Raw genomic sequence first — 17,405 nt, forward strand, 5'->3', positions numbered from 1 at the left:
AACGGCTTTACGTCTGTGGGAACGGCGATGAGAGGGCGAGAAACTTTTGCCATGAAATATTTCGATCCAGCGGAAGGGGCGTTGTTGGAGCGTTTGTAAAGCGCTGTGTCTTGCCGTGCAATCGTGAAGCTGATCACAGCTTCACACCTTAGAGCGCGTTTCAGTCCAGTCGGATTATGCTCTATTGCCAGCTTCTGTGTACTCTATTGATCTGGCGAGATTTTAGAGGGTTTTCGGGTTCACATAAAATTGATGTTGCACTAGATATAGAAAGATATTTGGCAGTCGTGGGGATGAATGGCTGACGAACAGGTTTTCTCTGTCGCAGGCAAGGTGATTGCCGTGACCGGAGGTTCTTCGGGGTTGGGGTTGCACATGGTGCGCGTGCTTGCGCGCCATGGGGCAAAAGTTGTTTCAATTTCGCGCAGTCGGGATGGTGAGAAGTTCTGCCCTTCTGGTGGTGAAGTGCTGGAAATCATGGCGGATATCACCAACCCAGACGAGGTAAAGATCGCGTTCGATGAGGCGGAACAGCGTCTTGGCCCTATCAATGTGCTTTTCAATAATGCAGGTGTCGCCCATGTCGCGAGAGCGCTGGATACGACGCGGGATATGCTGGAGCACATCTTTGATGTGAACGTGGCCGGATCGTTCTTCACTGCACAGGAAATGGCGCGACGGATGATCGACCGAAAGCAGGCCGGCGCCATCGTGAATACAACGAGTATTCTTGCGGAGCGTCCTCAGAAGGGAACTGCTGCCTATGCGATGTCCAAAGCCTGCGTTACGCAGATGACCCGCGCGCTGGCGCTTGAATGGGCGTCGCATGATATTCGCGTCAATGCGATTGCGCCGGGGTGGTTTCCAACGCGAATCAATGAACGGCAGCTATCGGGTCCTGCTGGCGGATATTTTAAAGGTCGCAACCCCATGCGACGGCTTGGCGAAATGGAGGATCTGGACGGTGTGGTGCTAATGCTTGCTTCTGATGCAAGCCGTTACATGACTGGATCGGTGATTACCATTGACGGTGGCCATCACATCTAGGCCAAGTTGCAACTATTCTGGTTTCTATTCGTCCAACTTCGCAACGTCGTCGGTTTTACGCGCACACCCTGCGATTTTCACTAGATAAGGCGGCTTTTATGGAGCTGTGCGCAGTTGTCAGACGCTAGTTTGGGGAATTACTGGCTTTTCTTAACTGCAAACTGCTCTGTGTGACGCGCTTTTTCAGTGAGCAATAAATAAATTAAATGTCTCTATCTGAGATCTTAGGGTTGCATTATTTACTTCTGGTTGTGCTGTTCGGTGTTTGCTTAATAATAAACTGATTACATCTTATGGTAGTTGCAATAACAGCTTGTGGTTTAGTTTTGCGAAAGGTATTTTTAAGTGATTAGTGGCATATTACCCCCTATGAAAGGGGTACAATCAACGAGATGTGGCGTAGCCTTCAACCTGAGATACCTGCCGATGTGCGGCTCTCTTTTTTGCGTGCGCTTTATGGCAATCGCACAACATTATGGTTTGGTTTGCTCGCCCATGTCGTGGCGTGTGTGGTCATTTATGTAAAAACAGCAGACTGGCGCTTTCTTGGATTTGCCGGTTTTTTTACAGTTGTCGCATTCGGCCGCCTCTATGACATGCATAAATTCGATGAGGCAAAGCTCGGTACCCTGTCTCATGCAGATCTCGATAAGTGGGAAGCACGCTATCTCGTTGGCGCTTCGCTGGTTTGCGCAACGCTTGGGATGCTCTGCTTCTTTTCAAGCTATGTTCTGCGCGACTCTTTTGCAGAACTGGCCAGCCTGACCATCCTTCTGGCTTCGGTCGTATCGATCGTTGGCCGCAATTATGCCTCGGCAAAAGCCGTGGTTCTGATGTCGGCCTGCACTCTGATCCCGGTGCTTGCGGGGCTTATCCTTGCGGGGACTCCCTTTCACGTTGTGATTGGTCTCCTGCTGATCCCATACTTCTTGTCCAATATTCAGATGGCTAACGGGCTTCGCGAATTTCTTTTCGCAGCTGTGATGGGAAAACGCCGCCTGTCTATTGTTGCCAGCCGGTTTGATGCGGCGCTCAACAACATGCCGCAAGGCCTGTTGATGTTCGACGCACAGCAGCGCATTGCGGTCATCAATCACAAGACGAAATCGCTGCTCAAGATTGCTGAACATACCAAACTGCGTGGGCGCAGGCTGGAAGTCTTGCTGCGCTATTGTGCCAAACAGGGCCTGTTTCCGCATAATGACCTGCACAACATCCGCACACGGATGCAGGATTTGCTCTCGGGCCGCAAAGCGCGTGATATCCTGCAATTGGCAGATAACCGCTATATCGAATGTATCGGTAATCAGACATCCAATGCGGGTGTCGTTTTGATGTTTGAAGACGTCACGCAACGCGTTGAATCAGAAGCGCGCATTCAGCATATGGCACGTTTTGATGGTCTGACCGGGCTGCCAAACCGTAACTACTTTGAAACGATGGTGCGCTCGCTCCGGATACATCAGGAGCCAAATACGCTTGCTGCACTGATCGTCATCGATATCAATCACTTCAAGCACGTCAATGATACGCTTGGCCATCATGTGGGCGACGTGTTTCTGCGGCTTTTTGCAGATAGGCTGAATTCGCTCGATCCGCAGCGCTTTGTAGCATCGCGCTTTGGCGGCGATGAATTCGTGGTTTTCGTCTTCAATCTTCATGGCGATGAAGAAGTGGCGGCGATCATGGATCACGTTATCTCTGTCGCAAGCGGTGTTTACGATCTTAATGGCGATCAGGTTCATATCGAGATCAGCGCGGGCGTTGCGACCGAGACTATTGATAAATGCGATGTCGGCAATATGCACATGAATGCCGATCTGGCGCTCTATGAAGCCAAGAGCGAGGAAGGCAAACAATGGGCGCTGTTTGTGAACGCCATGGATACCAAATATCGCGGTCGCCAGAAGCTGAAGGCAGACTTGCGTCTGGCTATTGAAAATCAGGAAATCAAAGTCGTCTATCAGCCTATCGTCAGCGCACAGTCGCTGCGTATCGTGGCCTATGAGGCGCTGGCGCGTTGGGAGCATTCGGAACTGGGGCATGTTCCTCCAGCGGAATTTATCCCGCTGGCCGAAGAAATCGGCATTATCTCACAAATCACCCGTTTCATGCTTGAGCAGGCCTGCCGCGATTGCATGACATGGGGGGATCGGATTGGCGTTTCGGTCAATCTGTCAGCGATTGATTTGAAAAACAGCGATATTACCCGCGATATCGCCAATGCCTTGCAGAAATCCGGCCTTCCGGCGAGGCAGCTTGAGGTGGAAGTGACCGAAAGTGCGATCATCGCTGATCGCAATCAGACTTCGTTGGTCTTGCAGCGACTGAAGAATGCCGGGATCAACATTGCACTGGACGATTTTGGTACGGGCTATTCCAGCTTGAGCTATCTCAACAGCTTGCCGCTGACCAAGGTCAAAGTCGATCGTTCCTTTGTCCAGGATATCACCAATGACCGACGTTCTCTGATGCTGCTGCGTGGTGTTACCCAGCTGTCGCACGAGTTAGGCCTTGCCGTAACTGTTGAAGGTGTCGAGACAGAAGAGCAGCTGGCGCTAGTTCGCGTTGCGGCGGGCGCTGACCTCGTGCAGGGCTATCTGTTGGGTAAGCCTGTTCCGGCAACAGAAATCCGGACTTCATCGGCCAAAGCTGTCGTGCCGCACGACGGCGGACGCACATTTGCGCAGTAATACCAAGGCGCGAAGATGCTGACGCTATCCACGCCTTGAAAAAGTTCAATCGCCACTCGGACTTATCCAAAACTCCATGAGGCATACTGATGGAGTTTTGGATAAGTCTGGCGGTTTCAATTCTGTGAAACCATATCAGTACCGATAATTCCCCTATTTTATCATAGCAAAATTTAGCTATTTTCCTCCTTGTAATAAAGGTGAAGATAGTGCCATGTCTTTGAGAGGCATAAGTAATTCAGTTGTTACTTTATAAGTAAAATAACAAGGAGGGGAAATGAAACGGCTTTTCCGTTTTTTCTTATATTTAATAATATTAATCATTATTATCGCGGCTGTCAGTGCTGCGATTTTTAGGAAGAAATTACACGAATATTGGGCGGTTTATCAGTATTCTCAGGTTTTCAAGCCTGATGTGATCGATGAAAATTTCCGCACCCTCTATAAAATCTATCCGTCGATCCGGGTTGCGCGCGCGGGTGATGTCAGTCCGCTGCCGAAGGTCGAGCGGCCATTGCCTGAAACCTATTCATATAAAGGCGAGACACACAATCTTGCCGATTTTCTCAAACGGACGGAAACAACAGGTTTCATTGTTCTGAAGGATGGTGAGATCGTGCATGAAGAATATGCACGCGGTAACACCGAGAAAACGCAGTCCATCGCGATGTCTGTATCGAAATCGTTCGTTTCGTTTCTGATCGGCAATGCGGTGCGTGATGGTCAGATCAAACTCGATGAGACAGTCGATCATTATGCGCCGGTACTCGCGGAGGGTGGCTATAAGGGCGTGACTGTTAAAAACGTTCTGCAGATGTCGTCGGGCATTGGTTTCAACGAAAATTACGCCGATCTCAATTCGGATATCGTGCGTTACATTGTGCAAATGGTTACGGGGTCGGTCATCGATTTCACCGCGCATCTGAAGAACGAAATCAAGCCAGGCACAGTCAATCGGTATGTCTCAGCAGATACGCAAGTTCTCGCCTTGGTGCTGGAAGGTGCGACTGGTGTGCCAATCCAAAACTATTTTGAGGACAAGCTCTGGTCGAAACTTGGCGTAGAGGCTGATTCGTATTGGCTTGCTGATCAGAAGGGTGAAGTTGTCGCTGCGGGTGGCCTTAATGCTGTGTTGCGTGATTATGCCCGCTTTGGATTGCTCTATATGAATGAAGGCCGGAACTATCTTGGCGAGCAGCTCGTGCCGGCGCAATGGGTTCACGATTCTGTAACGCCAGACGAGCCGTATTTGATGCCCGGACGCAAAGATGCGTCAGGCAAGATACCGTTTGGCTATGGTTATCAATGGTGGATTCCGGTTGAGCCCCAAGGTGATTTCGCTGCTGTCGGTATTTACGGCCAGTTTATTTACGTCAATCCGGCCAAACGCGTGGTAATCGTCAAAACATCGGCCTACGCCAATTACAATATTGATGGTCAGCAGGTGAAAGCTGAAACAATCGAGATGTTCCAGTCTCTGGCTAACTCTATTCAGTGATTGGCACAAAGAGGGAGTGGCCGTTTCAGCGGCCATTCCAATTCTCATTAAGGTGCATTGGCGGCTGCGTGTCGGGCGATCCAGGGTGAATGAGAGTTTCTGTCACTGGCAAGTGACAAAAACTCAAAGTTACACCTTTACACGCTTATAAAGCACCTTATTCTGCGCACTGATTTGACGGGGTGCGGATGCTATTTGAATGACGAATGAAGCTGTCTCTGGTGGGCAACCACCGCTATCCAATTTCGCGCGGCAGCTATTGCAGTTTCTGGATCGGGTGGAATATCGACGCATCGTACACGCGGAAGATCTCGAAGAGATTGGACGCCTGCGTTACCGGTCTTACCGAAGTGCGAACGTGATGCATGAAGCGGAAGTGCCATCGATTGTTGATGACATTGATCGTGACAGTCATGCGTTTGTCTTCGGCATTCATATTGACGGGCAATTAGTGAGTACATTGCGTATTCATTACATCACGCCTGACCATCGTCGTGGCACGAGTTATGCGCTCTTTCCCGATATTCTTGATCCTCTGCTCAACAGCGGCATGGCTTTTGTTGACCCGACACGCTTTGCAGCGGACCCGGATCTGCTGAGCGAATATCCTGCTATCCCCTATGTCACCTTGCGCATTGCTGCGATGGCTTCGGAATTTTTTGAAGCGGATCAATGTCTTGCATCGGTGAAGCCAGAGCATATGGCATTTTACAAACGTATTTTCGGCACCACTGTCATGGCCGAAGCGCGTGAGCATCTGGGCTATGGCATCAAGGTCGGACTGGGCGCTGCACCCATTCGCAATATTCGCGACGCGGTTGCTGTCCGCTTCCCGTTCTTCAAGTCACAGCCGCATGAGCGGCGTGCAATGTTCGGCAATCTGAGCAATGGTGTCGGTCCGCTGACGATCCTGCCAACAGCGAAATATACCGGCCTTGGCATATAAAATCTTTTGGTGAGCCTATGCGATTTATACGCATGATCCTTACCTTTGATAATTTAAATCTTTTTGAAAGTTGCTCTAAATATTTTAGTATAGAAATTTCTGAAAATTCTGGTTAGTTAGCTGCCGTAGCCGCATACGCGGTCACAGACGGAGTGGAGGGGCGCTGCGACAAACAGCCGGGGACCAAAGCCTGAGGCAAGGTCCGGTTGAGGTTGCATGCGCGTTAAAGATCACAGATAGTCTGACTAAGAATAGTCAAAATATCTGAATGGGTGGAACTACAAAATGGCAGAACATCACACTACAGCTCCGGCTGAACTCGGCGCGCCGATGGATTATCCAGAGCATGATAAAACTTATGCTGGTTTCATGGGTGTGTTTAAATGGGGCACAGTGGCAGTTGTTGCCCTCCTTGTTGCCATGGCGTTCGGCTTTTTCGCGGGTGGTTTTTTCTCCGCGACCGTTCTGTTTGTTCTGATCTGCGCCGCTGCCTGGTTCCTCCTCTAAGGATCTAAACCAGCAATAATCCGCATGATTTGATCGAATGCCTTGGTATGGGTGCAGCTCGCACCTTGCCGGGGCTTTATGCATGTCGTCTGTTTCATCATTTTAAGGGGGCTTCTTCCCGGAAGCCCGGATTGTGCCCGGCTGCGAGGTCGGATTAAGCCACGAAAGGGAAACCAGTTGGCCCAGACTATATTCATTCCGAAAGAGAGTGATCCCAACGAGACCCGCGTTGCGGCATCTGCCGAGACGGTGAAGAAATTCATCGCGCTTGGTTTTGATGTCGTGGTGGAAAAAGGCGCAGGCGAAAAATCGCGTATCATCGATACCGAGTTTTCAGGCGCTGGCGCGCGCATAGGAACTACGGCTGACGCCAAAGCGGCAGACGTTATCCTGAAAGTGCGCCGTCCGAACGATGCGGAACTCAAAGGGTATAAACCGGGCGCAGCACTTTTCGCGATGCTTGATCCTTACGGTCAGGAAGCAGCGGTTGCAGCTCTTGCGAAGGCCGGTATTTCCGCTTTCACGATGGAATTCATGCCGCGCATAACGCGCGCACAGGTGATGGATGTTCTCTCGTCGCAGGCCAACCTTGCCGGTTATCAGGCCGTCATTGATGCAGCCGACGTCTATGACCGTGCTATGCCAATGATGATGACGGCTGCTGGCACGGTGCCTGCAGCCCGCGTCTTCGTCATGGGTGCAGGTGTTGCCGGACTTCAGGCGATTGCGACCGCACGTCGTCTGGGTGCAGTTGTGACTGCAACCGACGTTCGCCCGGCTGCGAAGGAGCAGGTGGCCTCGCTTGGCGCGAAGTTCATCGCAGTCGAGGATGAGGAATTCAAGGCGGCGGAAACCTCCGGCGGTTATGCCAAGGAAATGTCGAAGGAATATCAGGCAAAGCAGGCGGCACTTGTCGCCGACCATATAGCCAAGCAGGATATTGTCATCACCACAGCGCTTATTCCGGGTCGTGCGGCCCCGCGTCTTGTTTCAAAGGAAATGGTCGCAGCCATGCGTCCGGGGTCTGTGCTGGTTGATCTGGCAGTTGAGCGCGGCGGCAATGTCGAAGGTGCTGTCGCCGGTCAGGTTGCAGATGTGAACGGCGTGAAGATCGTCGGGCATCTCAATGTGCCGGGCCGGATTGCGGCGACCGCTTCGCAGCTTTATGCGCGCAATCTTTATGCATTCCTCGAAACGCTGGTCGATAAGGAAGCAAAGCTTCTCAAGCTTGATCCGCAGGAAGAGCTGGTAAAGGCAACACTTCTGACCCACGAGGGCAGAGTCGTGCATCCGGCGTTTGCCAAGGCCGAAGCCGAAGTCAAAGCCGCACCAGCCGTTGTGGCTGAGAAAGTCGCTAAGCCGAAAGCCGCACCGAAGGCAAAAGCCGCTGTTGTCGAAGGGGAGGCTGAAAAGCCTGTCGCCAAACCAACCCGAAAAGCACCGGCAAAAGCTGCAAAAACTTCCGCTGATGGAGGAGAGGCATAATGTCCGATACAGCACTCGAAAAAGCTCTTGAGAGCCTTAATCAGGCGGCAGATGCCGTCAGGCAGGCAGCGGAAAATGCAGGTGGTTTAGGTGATGCAGCAGCTGCTGCCGCCCATGCCGCATCCGGTGGCGTGGTTGATCCGTTTGTCTTCCGCCTTGCGATTTTCGTTCTGTCGATTTTCGTCGGTTATTACGTTGTCTGGCAAGTGACGCCTGCACTGCATACGCCGCTTATGGCTGTTACCAATGCTATTTCATCGGTGATCGTGGTCGGCGCACTTCTTGCAGTCGGTCTTTCGCTTTCGGGCTGGGCAACCGGCTTCGGCTTCATCGCGCTCATCCTTGCAAGCGTAAACATCTTTGGCGGCTTTCTGGTTACCCAGCGTATGCTTGCCATGTACAAGAAAAAAGAAAAGTGAGGGCTGAGCCATCATGAGCGTTAATCTCGCAGCCTTCCTTTATCTGGTCTCCGGTGTCCTGTTCATTCTGGCACTGCGCGGCCTTTCGCACCCAACAACCAGCCGCCAGGGTAATACCTATGGTATGATCGGTATGGGTATCTCCATCGTCACCACGCTGTTGCTGGCACGTCCAAGCTTTGGCGGTCTGGTTTTGATTATCCTCGGTATCGCCATTGGTGGCGGTATTGGTGCAGTGATTGCACGCCGCATCGCGATGACGGCCATGCCGCAGCTTGTGGCAGCCTTCCACTCGCTGATTGGTCTTGCAGCCGTGCTCGTTGCTGCCGCAGCCCTTTACTCACCGCATTCTTTCGGCATTGGCGAAGTGGGTCAGATCCACGGTCAGGCGCTGATCGAAATGTCGCTGGGTGTTGCGATTGGTGCAATCACCTTCACCGGTTCGATCATTGCGTTCTTGAAGCTTGATGGCCGTATGTCGGGCAAGCCGATCATGCTGCCGGGGCGTCATGTCATCAATGCGGCCCTTGCTGCTGCAATCGTGATCCTGATTGCTGTTCTGACCAATACTGAAAGTCATTTCGTGTTCTGGCTGATCGTCATTCTGGCGCTGGTATTCGGTGTGCTGATCATCATCCCGATTGGCGGCGCGGATATGCCGGTTGTCGTTTCCATGCTCAACTCCTATTCGGGCTGGGCTGCGGCAGGCATTGGTTTCACGCTCGGCAATCTGGCGCTGATTATTACCGGTGCGCTGGTTGGTTCATCCGGTGCGATCCTGTCCTACATCATGTGTAAAGGCATGAACCGCTCGTTCATTTCGGTTATTCTTGGTGGCTTCGGCGGTGACGTGGCAGCTGCGGGCAGCGGCGAAGTGGAACAGCGTCCGGTCAAGCAGGGTTCGGCTGACGATGCAGCCTTCATCATGAAGAACGCTTCCAAGGTCATCATCGTGCCGGGTTATGGTATGGCAGTGGCACAGGCACAGCACGCGCTGCGTGAAATGGCTGACAAGCTGAAGGCCGAAGGCGTGGAAGTGAAATATGCAATCCACCCTGTTGCCGGTCGTATGCCTGGCCATATGAACGTGCTGCTGGCCGAAGCAAACGTGCCTTATGATGAAGTGTTCGAACTTGAAGACATTAATTCGGAATTTGCGACGGCTGATGTTGCCTTCGTGATTGGCGCGAATGACGTGACCAATCCGGCAGCGAAGACCGACCCGCAATCGCCGATTTTCGGTATGCCGATCCTCGATGTCGACAAGGCCGGTACAGTGCTCTTCATCAAGCGTGGCATGGGCTCAGGCTATGCTGGCGTGGAAAACGAGCTGTTCTTCCGCGACAACACCATGATGCTCTTTGCTGACGCGAAGAAAATGGTAGAAAGTATCGTCAAAGCTCTCGACCACTAGGCCTTCGATATTCGGGTTCTGGCGGCCTGCAAATGGCGTGGTTCTGCGCTTCCGGTGCTCATGTACTTTAAGTACACTCCGCTCCGGTGCTCGAACCCCACCATTTTCGGCACGCCATTTCCCCGAATCTCATAAGGCCGGAGTGTTCTGGCAAGAAACAAAAACGGCGGCTTCGAGCCGCCGTTTTTGTTTGTGCTGGTAATTTTCGATCAGCCGTAGATCATCTTATCCTGCAATGCGCGCAGCTCGGCGATCTTAGAGCCGGGCTGTGGTACTGCATTGGCATAGGTGATGAGTTCACCCTTCTTGATTGGTGCAGTGACGGTGCCGTTTTGCAGCAGGCCGCAAGGAATGGCCTTGGCACTGCGTGCTTCCGGTGTCGTCATGATCCATGAACGATAGCAATACTGACCGATGGCATCGAGATGATCGCCGGGCTGCAAGTCTTTCTTTGCGACCGCGCAGACTTCCGCCACCGGCTTTGGCAGCGGCACCATATCGGATTTGCCATACAGAACGGCGCGCGCGACTGTCAGCGGCACTTCCAGCGATGTGAGGTGGTATGGGCGGTGGAAGGTGAAATAAGGGCCTTTACCGATCTTCAGATCTTCAAGGCGCTCATTAAGGCGAGGGTGGTCCATCTTGGCCACAACGAACACGCCGGGCGAAACGCCTTTGCCGATGGAATAATCGACGACGCCGCTTTTGCTGAGAACGCCGCCATCCGCCTGTGGGATAAGGGTTTGGCTCAACTGGTCGATGCTGGCGCGGGGGCCATGCATCCCGGCAATATCAGGAGCAAGGCCAGTTGCATTGGCAATGGCTGCCATCTCGACCATGGTTTTTGAGCCATCAATGAATTCGACCAGCAGGCGGACATTCATGTTCCGGCGGTCGGCTTCTTCCTGATAGTCGTCAGGGATGGCATCAAAATTGAGCGGGTTGTTTTTGCCCTTGCCAGCAGAGACCACTTCATAGCCAAGGGCTGAAACGAACTCGATCAACTCCATGCAGGAGGAAGGTTCGTCACCTGCGCCCAGCGAATAAATGACGCCTTGCTTGTCGGCCTGTGCCTTGAGGTAAGGCCCGATGGTGACATCGGCTTCGACATTCATCATCACAAGATGCTTGCCATGCTCGATGGCCTTGATGCCGGTTTCAGCACCGACTTCCGGAATGCCGGTTGCATCGATGATGACGTCGATCAGCGGATTGGAGAGGATCAGATCATTATCGCCGGTGACTGCGATCTTTCCACTTTCGATGGCACTGGTCATAGCGCTTTCGCTATTGGCTTCGCGCGCATTGTCATCGTCGCCATAGGCAGTGCGGACAGCCTTGAAGGTGTTCGGCAGACGGCGGGCAGAAAGGGCGCCCACTTCGATGCCGGGCATACGGGCGACTTGTGTGACAATATCCGTGCCCATTTCACCAGCACCGATAAGACCGATGCGGATTGGTTTTCCGGTTTCAGCGCGCAATTGCAAGTCTCGCGCCAGCCCAACCAGTGCCACATTCGTCGTCATGAGAGTCTCCGCAAATTACTTAGTGCGTTTCGATCTGAAAAAACCAGATTGGCGCTCTAACCGTTTTTATTTGAAGCATAATCTTATCGATCCTCGTTTCACGCCGACAGGACTTATGCTCTAACCATCTATTTCGCGATAATTTTGTCACGCTTATATTGTTATAGATGCGCAATGGACGAACAGTCTCTATATCAACAGTGAAAAGCGCGCATCTCAAATCGGCGCGACAAAATACGCATTCCCCATATGCATTCCATCGGAGCCTTTATGAGCAACGCATCCCCCTTCGACCTCGTTATCTTCGATTGCGACGGTGTTCTCGTCGATAGCGAGCCGCTTTCCTGCCGCGCGTTTGAGCAGGTTTATGCCAATCACGGCATGATGCTGCCGGAGGGTACGGTTGCCAAAGGCATCGGCATGAAGCAGGCAGATATTCTTGAAATGATCGCCGGGCTGACGGGCCATCGTCTGCCAGAAGAAGCTTTGAGCCAGTTCTGGCCTGAAACGAAGGTTCTGTTTGCCGAGCATTTGCAGCCGGCAGTCGGTATTGCCGATTTTCTGAAAATCCTGCCGCACAAGCGTTGCGTTGCATCCTCCTCGCAGCCGGAGCGCATTGCATTCAGCTTGGAGAAGACGGGTATCAACCATTACTTCGGTGATGCGGTTTATTCATCGAGCATGGTCAAGCGCGGCAAGCCCGCACCTGATCTTTTCCTTTTTGCAGCCGACAAGATGGGCGTTGATCCGGCGCGCTGCGTGGTGATCGAAGATTCGCCGTTTGGCGTTGAAGGCGCGATTGCAGCCGGTATGACGGCCTTTGGCTATACGGGTGGCGGTCATACCTATGAAGGTCATGCAGAACGCTTATCTTCCAAGGGTGCGAGCCATGTTTTCGGCCATTGGGATGATATCGCCCGTGAAATACTGGTTGCCGCGTGAGGTTATGATTTGCCGGGCCTTTTTTATAGGTTAAAGAAGTCGTTATCAGTTCAGCAGAAAGTTTGAGGGAATGAAGGACGCAATTACGCTCGATCAGTTGCGCGAGGCGATCGGCACGGAAATCGGATGTTCCGAGTGGCGTGAAGTCACGCAGGAAATGATCAATCAGTTTGCCGATGCAACGGATGATCATCAGTTCATTCATGTTGATCCGGAGCGCGCAGCCAAGGAAACGCCATTTGGCGGCACGATTGCGCATGGGTTTCTGACTTTATCGCTGCTTTCAACGCTGGCTTTTGAAGCGCTGCCGATGCTGCAAGGTGCCACCATGGGTATCAATTACGGCTTCGATAAAGTGCGCTTCATGTCCCCGGTCAAGACAGGCGCACGCGTACGCGCCCGTTTCAAGCTTGCCGATGCCGATATTCGGCCATCGGGCCGGGTGGTCAATCATTACGAAGTGACGCTGGAAGTTGAGAACACCATCAAGCCAGCGCTCACGGCGACATGGCTTACCATCGCCGTGGTGGAGCCACCAGAGGCGTAAGTGCTGCTCTTTATGAGTTTTGAAGCCGTCCCTCTTCATCAAGTGGGGCGGCTTTGTCTTTGTGGGTTGTCATCAGCTCACGGAAGAAGAACGGGCCATGCAGAAACATGCCAAAGTCGTAGAAGTTCTTCTTCTCGGCACCGCGCATATAAAGCAGGTGCATCAGGAAGAAATTGCCCTTTGAACGCTTATAGCGGTTTTCACTGTGTACGTTTTTGAAGCGGATACGATGGATGAGCGGCGGGTTCTCAGCTTTTATCTTCAGCGCCTTCGCCGGATCTGAGCCGTAGAAGTGGATGATGTCGGTGAGAACCTGAAACTCCGACCAGAGCACAGGGCTTTCATTCATCACCACGCGCACGTCTTCGCGCAAGTCGCGTGCCTTTGGGTGAAGAGCGATCATCAGCAGGCACGAGCCAATGGCCAGCATAGACACAGGTTGCTTTGTGAGCAGGTCGGGGCGCTCACGCTGAACATCTGCCAGCGCTTCCACGGCTGGAACCGTGCCGAGGCTATGGGCGACGATAATCACTTCGTCGGCGTTGCTTTCCTCGATCTTCTTTTTGAGTGCTTCCGCAAAGGCGCGACGACGTGCTTTGAGCTTGTCGTTGCGGCTATAGATACGATCATAGGCAGCCGACCAGTCATCGAGCAGATAGGACATGAAGAATCGGTCGCCCGGCCAGCGCACGAGCAATGTGGCGATAACTGCGGCAAGCGGCAGGGACCAGGCAAGGTTCCAGGATGGGAAACCAGCAAGCATTGGCACAGAAGCGATCAGGGCCGCGATTGCGATAATGACGATGGATAGCAGAAACGGCCACATGAAGAACATCACGAAGCGCCAGCTGGTCAGCAGATAGCGGAGCAGGGTGCCTGTGAAGAAAATGTTCATGAAGGCGCGGAAGCCCGTCAGCATACGCATGGGCGTCGAGCGGGCTGCGTAGTCGTCAAAGATGTCTGCGGTGCCAAACTGACAGAATTCGGTTTCCGTCTGCCAGCCATTGCCATTGGTCGTCGCTGTCAGACTGCCGCAGTCATCCGACTCGTCTTTCATCGGAGGTAATTTGGTCTTTGCGTGCCACAAACGGTCGAAGTCCTTCAACGCTTGCGCATGACGCACGCGGACGGCTTTCGGGTGCAGGCCTTCATAGCCTGTGAATTGAATAACGAGTCGTTTGTGGAAAGACATAAATCTCGACAGAAGGAATCAATGAATGGGGATGGGCGGTACATTTCACCAGCCTGTAGCTCATGACGGAGCAATGAGGCTGAATTGTGCGAAAAGCGCGTGCTCTCTAGCCTATAAAGGCTGATTTGGTCATTATAATTCTACGTGAAGCCATTATTTGTACCCAGGGCTGGGCAAAGTCTTATCTTGAGGTGGACAAAAGCCGGGCCATCTGGTAATGCCAGCCCCAATTTGCAGCGTTTATGTTGCGAAGCTTGGGAGCCTTTCGGCGTTTAGACAGTTGACTCTGTCGACTGAACATCGTTAAGAGACGCCCTTAAAGCCTCAGGCTCAACCGAAATTCTAACCGATACGGGATTACACGTGCAGGTACTCGTCCGCGATAACAATGTTGATCAGGCTCTCCGCGCTCTGAAGAAAAAGATGCAGCGCGAAGGTATCTTCCGCGAAATGAAGATGCGTGGCCATTATGAAAAGCCATCTGAAAAGCGCGCCCGCGAAAAGGCAGAAGCCGTTCGTCGCGCTCGCAAGCTGGCTCGTAAGCGCGCACAGCGTGAAGGTCTTATCGGCGGCGGTCGTACCGCAGCTCGCTAAGTGACCTGAGATTGGCGCCGCCTTTGTGGCGCCTTTTGCTTACCGGTGCAGCTTATGGCTCGCGCCGGTTTTTGCATGTCTGAAGGTCAGAGCATGATCTCGGTTTGCTTCACGAGATAAGACATGCCGATTTGAAGTGTCAGCGGACCGCCATATACTGACCTTTATTGTGGCGTTGATCCATCTGGAGCAAAGATCCGATAGTATCAGATCCGGGCTTCCAAGAGTTGAGTTTACGCCTATCTTATCCGAAAGCCGGTTTCGTTTTTCGGGTGCATTTCAAGGCGCAGTTTTTCCTGCGGCCTTTTGCTGTGCTATAGAGACAAATATAGTATTGTGGCTGTTGTATCAGCCGGGGACAAAGTTGACGGAAGTTCAGGGTTTCAGGTCCCTCGCTCCGATCAAGCAGAAAGGAACGCTGTCGTTGCCAACACGCTTTAAGGTGATGCATTCGTCCGGGAACTTTGTTGAGAAGGCCGGAAAATCAACAGGCTCTCATTTTGCACGAAACAGCCTATTGGCGGTCACGGCAGTTCTGGCTCTTGCGGTTGCTGGTTGCCAAAGCTCCAACACGCATAGCGCATTGAGCACGGTTGATCGTGCTCAAGGTTCGAGCGAAAACATCAGCTCGCTCACCAGCGTTATTCAGAGCAACCCGCGCGATCCCGAAGCTTACAACGTGCGCGGATCGGCTTATGGCAAGGCCCGCCGTTATAAGGAAGCGCTGCGTGATTTCGATCAGGCAATTGCGCTGAACCCGAATTTCTACCAGGCCTATGCAAACCGCGCGCTGATTTATCGTTATATGGGTGACAGCGGCAAGGCAGCGCAGGATTACAGCCGCGCGATCCAGATCAACCCGCAATATGATGCAGCTTATGTCGGACGTGGTAATGTCTATCGTCTGGCTGGACGTCTCGATCAGGCGCTTAGCGATTTTAACCAGGCAATCTCGTTGCAGACGACCGATGGCCGCGCCTACCATAACCGTGGTCTGATCTATCAGGCCAAGGGCCAGCACAAGCAGGCGATTGAAGATTTCTCGAAAGCGATTTCGCTTAATTCAACAGCACCTGAACCTTATAATGGTCGCGGCATTTCTTATGTGGCGCTGGGCGATTACGACAACGCATTTGACGATTTCAACACGGCGATCACCCTTGATGGCAATGTTGCTGAAAGCTGGTCCAATCAGGCGCTGGTCTATGAACAGCGCGGCGACAAGGCCAAGGCTGCGAATTCTTATTCGCGCGCTATTCAGCTTGATGCAAATTATCAGCCTGCCAAGGCCGGACTGGCACGCACACGCGGCTAGTGGATTGGATTTGACGTTTGAATCCCGGCTGACATTAATGCTGTTTCAAACGTCAAATTCGAAAAAGCCCCACAGACACTAATCCATCTTTTACAAGAATAATTACGGCGGCGCTCTCCAAAATAGGGGGCGCCGCTTTTCTTTATTAAAAGCCGACATATAATCATTGCTATGTCGCTCTTCGATCATATCGGCTTTCAAAGCAAAGACCTTCGCCGCAGCCTTTCTTTCTATGAAAGCTGCATGCCTAAACTTGGGCTCGCTGTTATTCCACATTCGGATAGCGGTTTCTTTGTGAGTGGCGGCGAGAGGGCTCCTGTGCCCTTTCTATGGATACACAAAGGGCAGAAAGCGGATGCAGGCGTGCCTGAAGGCAAGCCGGGCAACCATCTTCATCTGATGTTCAATGCGAGCAGCCGTGAAGATGTGGAGGCTTTTTTCCGGGCAGCAGTTCAGGGGGGCGGCAGGGAGAGTGGCTCACCGGCCTATCAGGGGCCGGAAGAGATGGGCTATTATGCGGCTCTCGTCTTCGACCCTGATGGCAATACGCTGGAAGCAGGTTTCAGACGGAGGGTGCGATAAACACCCTCAGTCTGTAGTTTAGCTGCGTGAACGCAGGTTGCGCTTGTCGAGGCGATTGACGAGATAATCGCCGATCAGCTGAATTCCGCACACCATGATGATCAGAATAATTACCACAGCAATCATGATCTGCGTTTCAAAGCGCTGATATCCGTAACGGATAGCCAGATCGCCAAGACCGCCTGCACCGATGGCACCAGCCATTGCAGACGCGCCAATGAGTGTGATGATGGTCACGGTGAAGCCTGCGATAATGCCCGGCAGAGCCTCTGGCACCAGCACTTCACGCACGATCGTCCAGCGGTTTGCGCCCATCGAACGGGCAGCTTCCACGAGGCCGTTATCCACTTCGCGCAGCGAGACTTCTGCGATGCGCGCATAATAGGGAATGGCGGCAATCGACAATGGCACGATGGATGCCCATGTGCCGATTGATGTGCCGACAACAAAGCGCGTCACCGGGATGAGTGCCACAAGCAAAATGATGAAAGGCACTGAACGGAAGCCATTGATGATGGCACCGAGAATGGCGTTGATTGTCAGATTTTGCGCAAGGCCACCACGTTCGGTCAGAATCATGATGAGTGCCAGCGGCAGACCGACGACGAGCGAAATCAGGCTCGAAAAGCCGGTCATGATCATGGTCTCCCAGAAGGAGCGCCAGAGAAGATCAAGCATTGCCTGAGACATAGCCGAGA

Annotated in this window: 16 protein-coding genes; 13 read left to right on the forward strand and 3 right to left on the reverse strand. The window is 52.7% G+C overall.

Going from position 1 to position 17,405, the window contains the following annotated elements; all coding sequences use genetic code 11:
* Positions 1–297: 297 nt before the first annotated feature.
* The 8 genes from RT142_RS18775 to RT142_RS18810 all read left to right on the forward strand — a co-directional run bounded on the left by RT142_RS18775 (position 298) and on the right by RT142_RS18810 (position 10,009).
* The gene (locus tag RT142_RS18775; RefSeq protein WP_313030670.1) at positions 298–1,047 is read left to right on the forward strand and encodes an SDR family oxidoreductase; all 750 of its coding nucleotides are present in this window, start codon (positions 298–300) and stop codon (positions 1,045–1,047) included.
* A 392-nt stretch (positions 1,048–1,439) separates the two neighbouring features.
* Positions 1,440–3,740 carry a putative bifunctional diguanylate cyclase/phosphodiesterase gene (locus RT142_RS18780; protein ID WP_105518851.1) on the forward strand — a complete coding sequence of 767 codons (2,301 nt, stop codon included), beginning with the start codon at positions 1,440–1,442 and terminating at the stop codon, positions 3,738–3,740.
* Between the two features lie 277 nt (positions 3,741–4,017).
* Positions 4,018–5,238, forward strand: coding sequence for a serine hydrolase domain-containing protein (locus RT142_RS18785; RefSeq protein ID WP_113159942.1), 1,221 nt, complete (start codon positions 4,018–4,020; stop codon positions 5,236–5,238).
* 199 nt (positions 5,239–5,437) lie between these two features.
* Positions 5,438–6,184, forward strand: a complete 747-nt coding sequence (locus RT142_RS18790; protein ID WP_007876336.1) for an N-acyl amino acid synthase FeeM domain-containing protein — start codon at positions 5,438–5,440, stop codon at positions 6,182–6,184.
* Positions 6,185–6,469: 285 nt separating this feature from the next.
* Entirely contained in the window at positions 6,470–6,691 is a 222-nt protein-coding gene (locus RT142_RS18795) for an aa3-type cytochrome c oxidase subunit IV (RefSeq protein ID WP_007876334.1), read from the forward strand.
* Positions 6,692–6,868: 177 nt separating this feature from the next.
* On the forward strand, positions 6,869–8,176 hold the full coding sequence (locus RT142_RS18800; protein WP_194779977.1) for a Re/Si-specific NAD(P)(+) transhydrogenase subunit alpha: 1,308 nt from the start codon (positions 6,869–6,871) through the stop codon (positions 8,174–8,176).
* On the forward strand, positions 8,176–8,595 hold the full coding sequence (locus RT142_RS18805) for an NAD(P) transhydrogenase subunit alpha (protein WP_007876330.1): 420 nt from the start codon (positions 8,176–8,178) through the stop codon (positions 8,593–8,595). Before RT142_RS18800 ends, RT142_RS18805 begins: the two co-directional genes overlap by 1 nt.
* A 13-nt stretch (positions 8,596–8,608) precedes the next feature.
* Positions 8,609–10,009, forward strand: coding sequence for an NAD(P)(+) transhydrogenase (Re/Si-specific) subunit beta (locus RT142_RS18810; protein WP_064320963.1), 1,401 nt, complete (start codon positions 8,609–8,611; stop codon positions 10,007–10,009).
* Between the two features lie 209 nt (positions 10,010–10,218).
* Here the strand turns inward: RT142_RS18810 and RT142_RS18815 are convergent, their stop codons facing one another.
* Positions 10,219–11,535, reverse strand: coding sequence for a 1-deoxy-D-ribulose 5-phosphate reductoisomerase (locus RT142_RS18815; RefSeq protein WP_313030675.1), 1,317 nt, complete (start codon positions 11,533–11,535; stop codon positions 10,219–10,221).
* A 270-nt stretch (positions 11,536–11,805) separates the two neighbouring features.
* On the opposite strand from RT142_RS18815, the gene RT142_RS18820 reads away from it, so the two are divergent.
* The gene (locus RT142_RS18820) at positions 11,806–12,477 is read left to right on the forward strand and encodes an HAD family hydrolase (RefSeq protein WP_007876324.1); all 672 of its coding nucleotides are present in this window, start codon (positions 11,806–11,808) and stop codon (positions 12,475–12,477) included.
* 70 nt (positions 12,478–12,547) lie between these two features.
* Positions 12,548–13,024 (forward strand): MaoC family dehydratase, encoded by a 477-nt coding sequence (locus RT142_RS18825; RefSeq protein WP_007876322.1) that lies wholly within the window; start codon positions 12,548–12,550, stop codon positions 13,022–13,024.
* A gap of 10 nt (positions 13,025–13,034) precedes the next feature.
* Here RT142_RS18825 and RT142_RS18830 read toward each other — a convergent pair whose 3' ends face one another.
* Positions 13,035–14,216 carry an alpha/beta hydrolase gene (locus RT142_RS18830; RefSeq protein WP_313030678.1) on the reverse strand — a complete coding sequence of 394 codons (1,182 nt, stop codon included), beginning with the start codon at positions 14,214–14,216 and terminating at the stop codon, positions 13,035–13,037.
* 363 nt (positions 14,217–14,579) lie between these two features.
* Here RT142_RS18830 and rpsU point away from each other — a divergent pair, with 363 nt between their 5' ends.
* From rpsU to RT142_RS18845, 3 genes are all read left to right on the forward strand, one after another.
* A complete protein-coding gene (gene rpsU / locus RT142_RS18835; protein ID WP_007876315.1) occupies positions 14,580–14,810 on the forward strand; it encodes a 30S ribosomal protein S21 in 231 nt (76 codons plus the stop codon).
* A 445-nt stretch (positions 14,811–15,255) separates the two neighbouring features.
* The gene (locus RT142_RS18840) at positions 15,256–16,125 is read left to right on the forward strand and encodes a tetratricopeptide repeat protein (RefSeq protein WP_039860084.1); all 870 of its coding nucleotides are present in this window, start codon (positions 15,256–15,258) and stop codon (positions 16,123–16,125) included.
* 171 nt (positions 16,126–16,296) lie between these two features.
* Positions 16,297–16,707: a VOC family protein gene (locus RT142_RS18845; RefSeq protein ID WP_007876312.1), complete on the forward strand. Its 411-nt coding sequence runs from the start codon at positions 16,297–16,299 to the stop codon at positions 16,705–16,707.
* 18 nt (positions 16,708–16,725) lie between these two features.
* Here RT142_RS18845 and RT142_RS18850 read toward each other — a convergent pair whose 3' ends face one another.
* Positions 16,726–17,397 (reverse strand): methionine ABC transporter permease, encoded by a 672-nt coding sequence (locus RT142_RS18850; RefSeq protein ID WP_007876310.1) that lies wholly within the window; start codon positions 17,395–17,397, stop codon positions 16,726–16,728.
* Positions 17,398–17,405: the final 8 nt, after the last annotated feature.

Source organism: Brucella sp. (assembly GCF_032066345.1).
In the GTDB taxonomy this organism is placed as follows: domain Bacteria; phylum Pseudomonadota; class Alphaproteobacteria; order Rhizobiales; family Rhizobiaceae; genus Brucella; species Brucella pseudogrignonensis.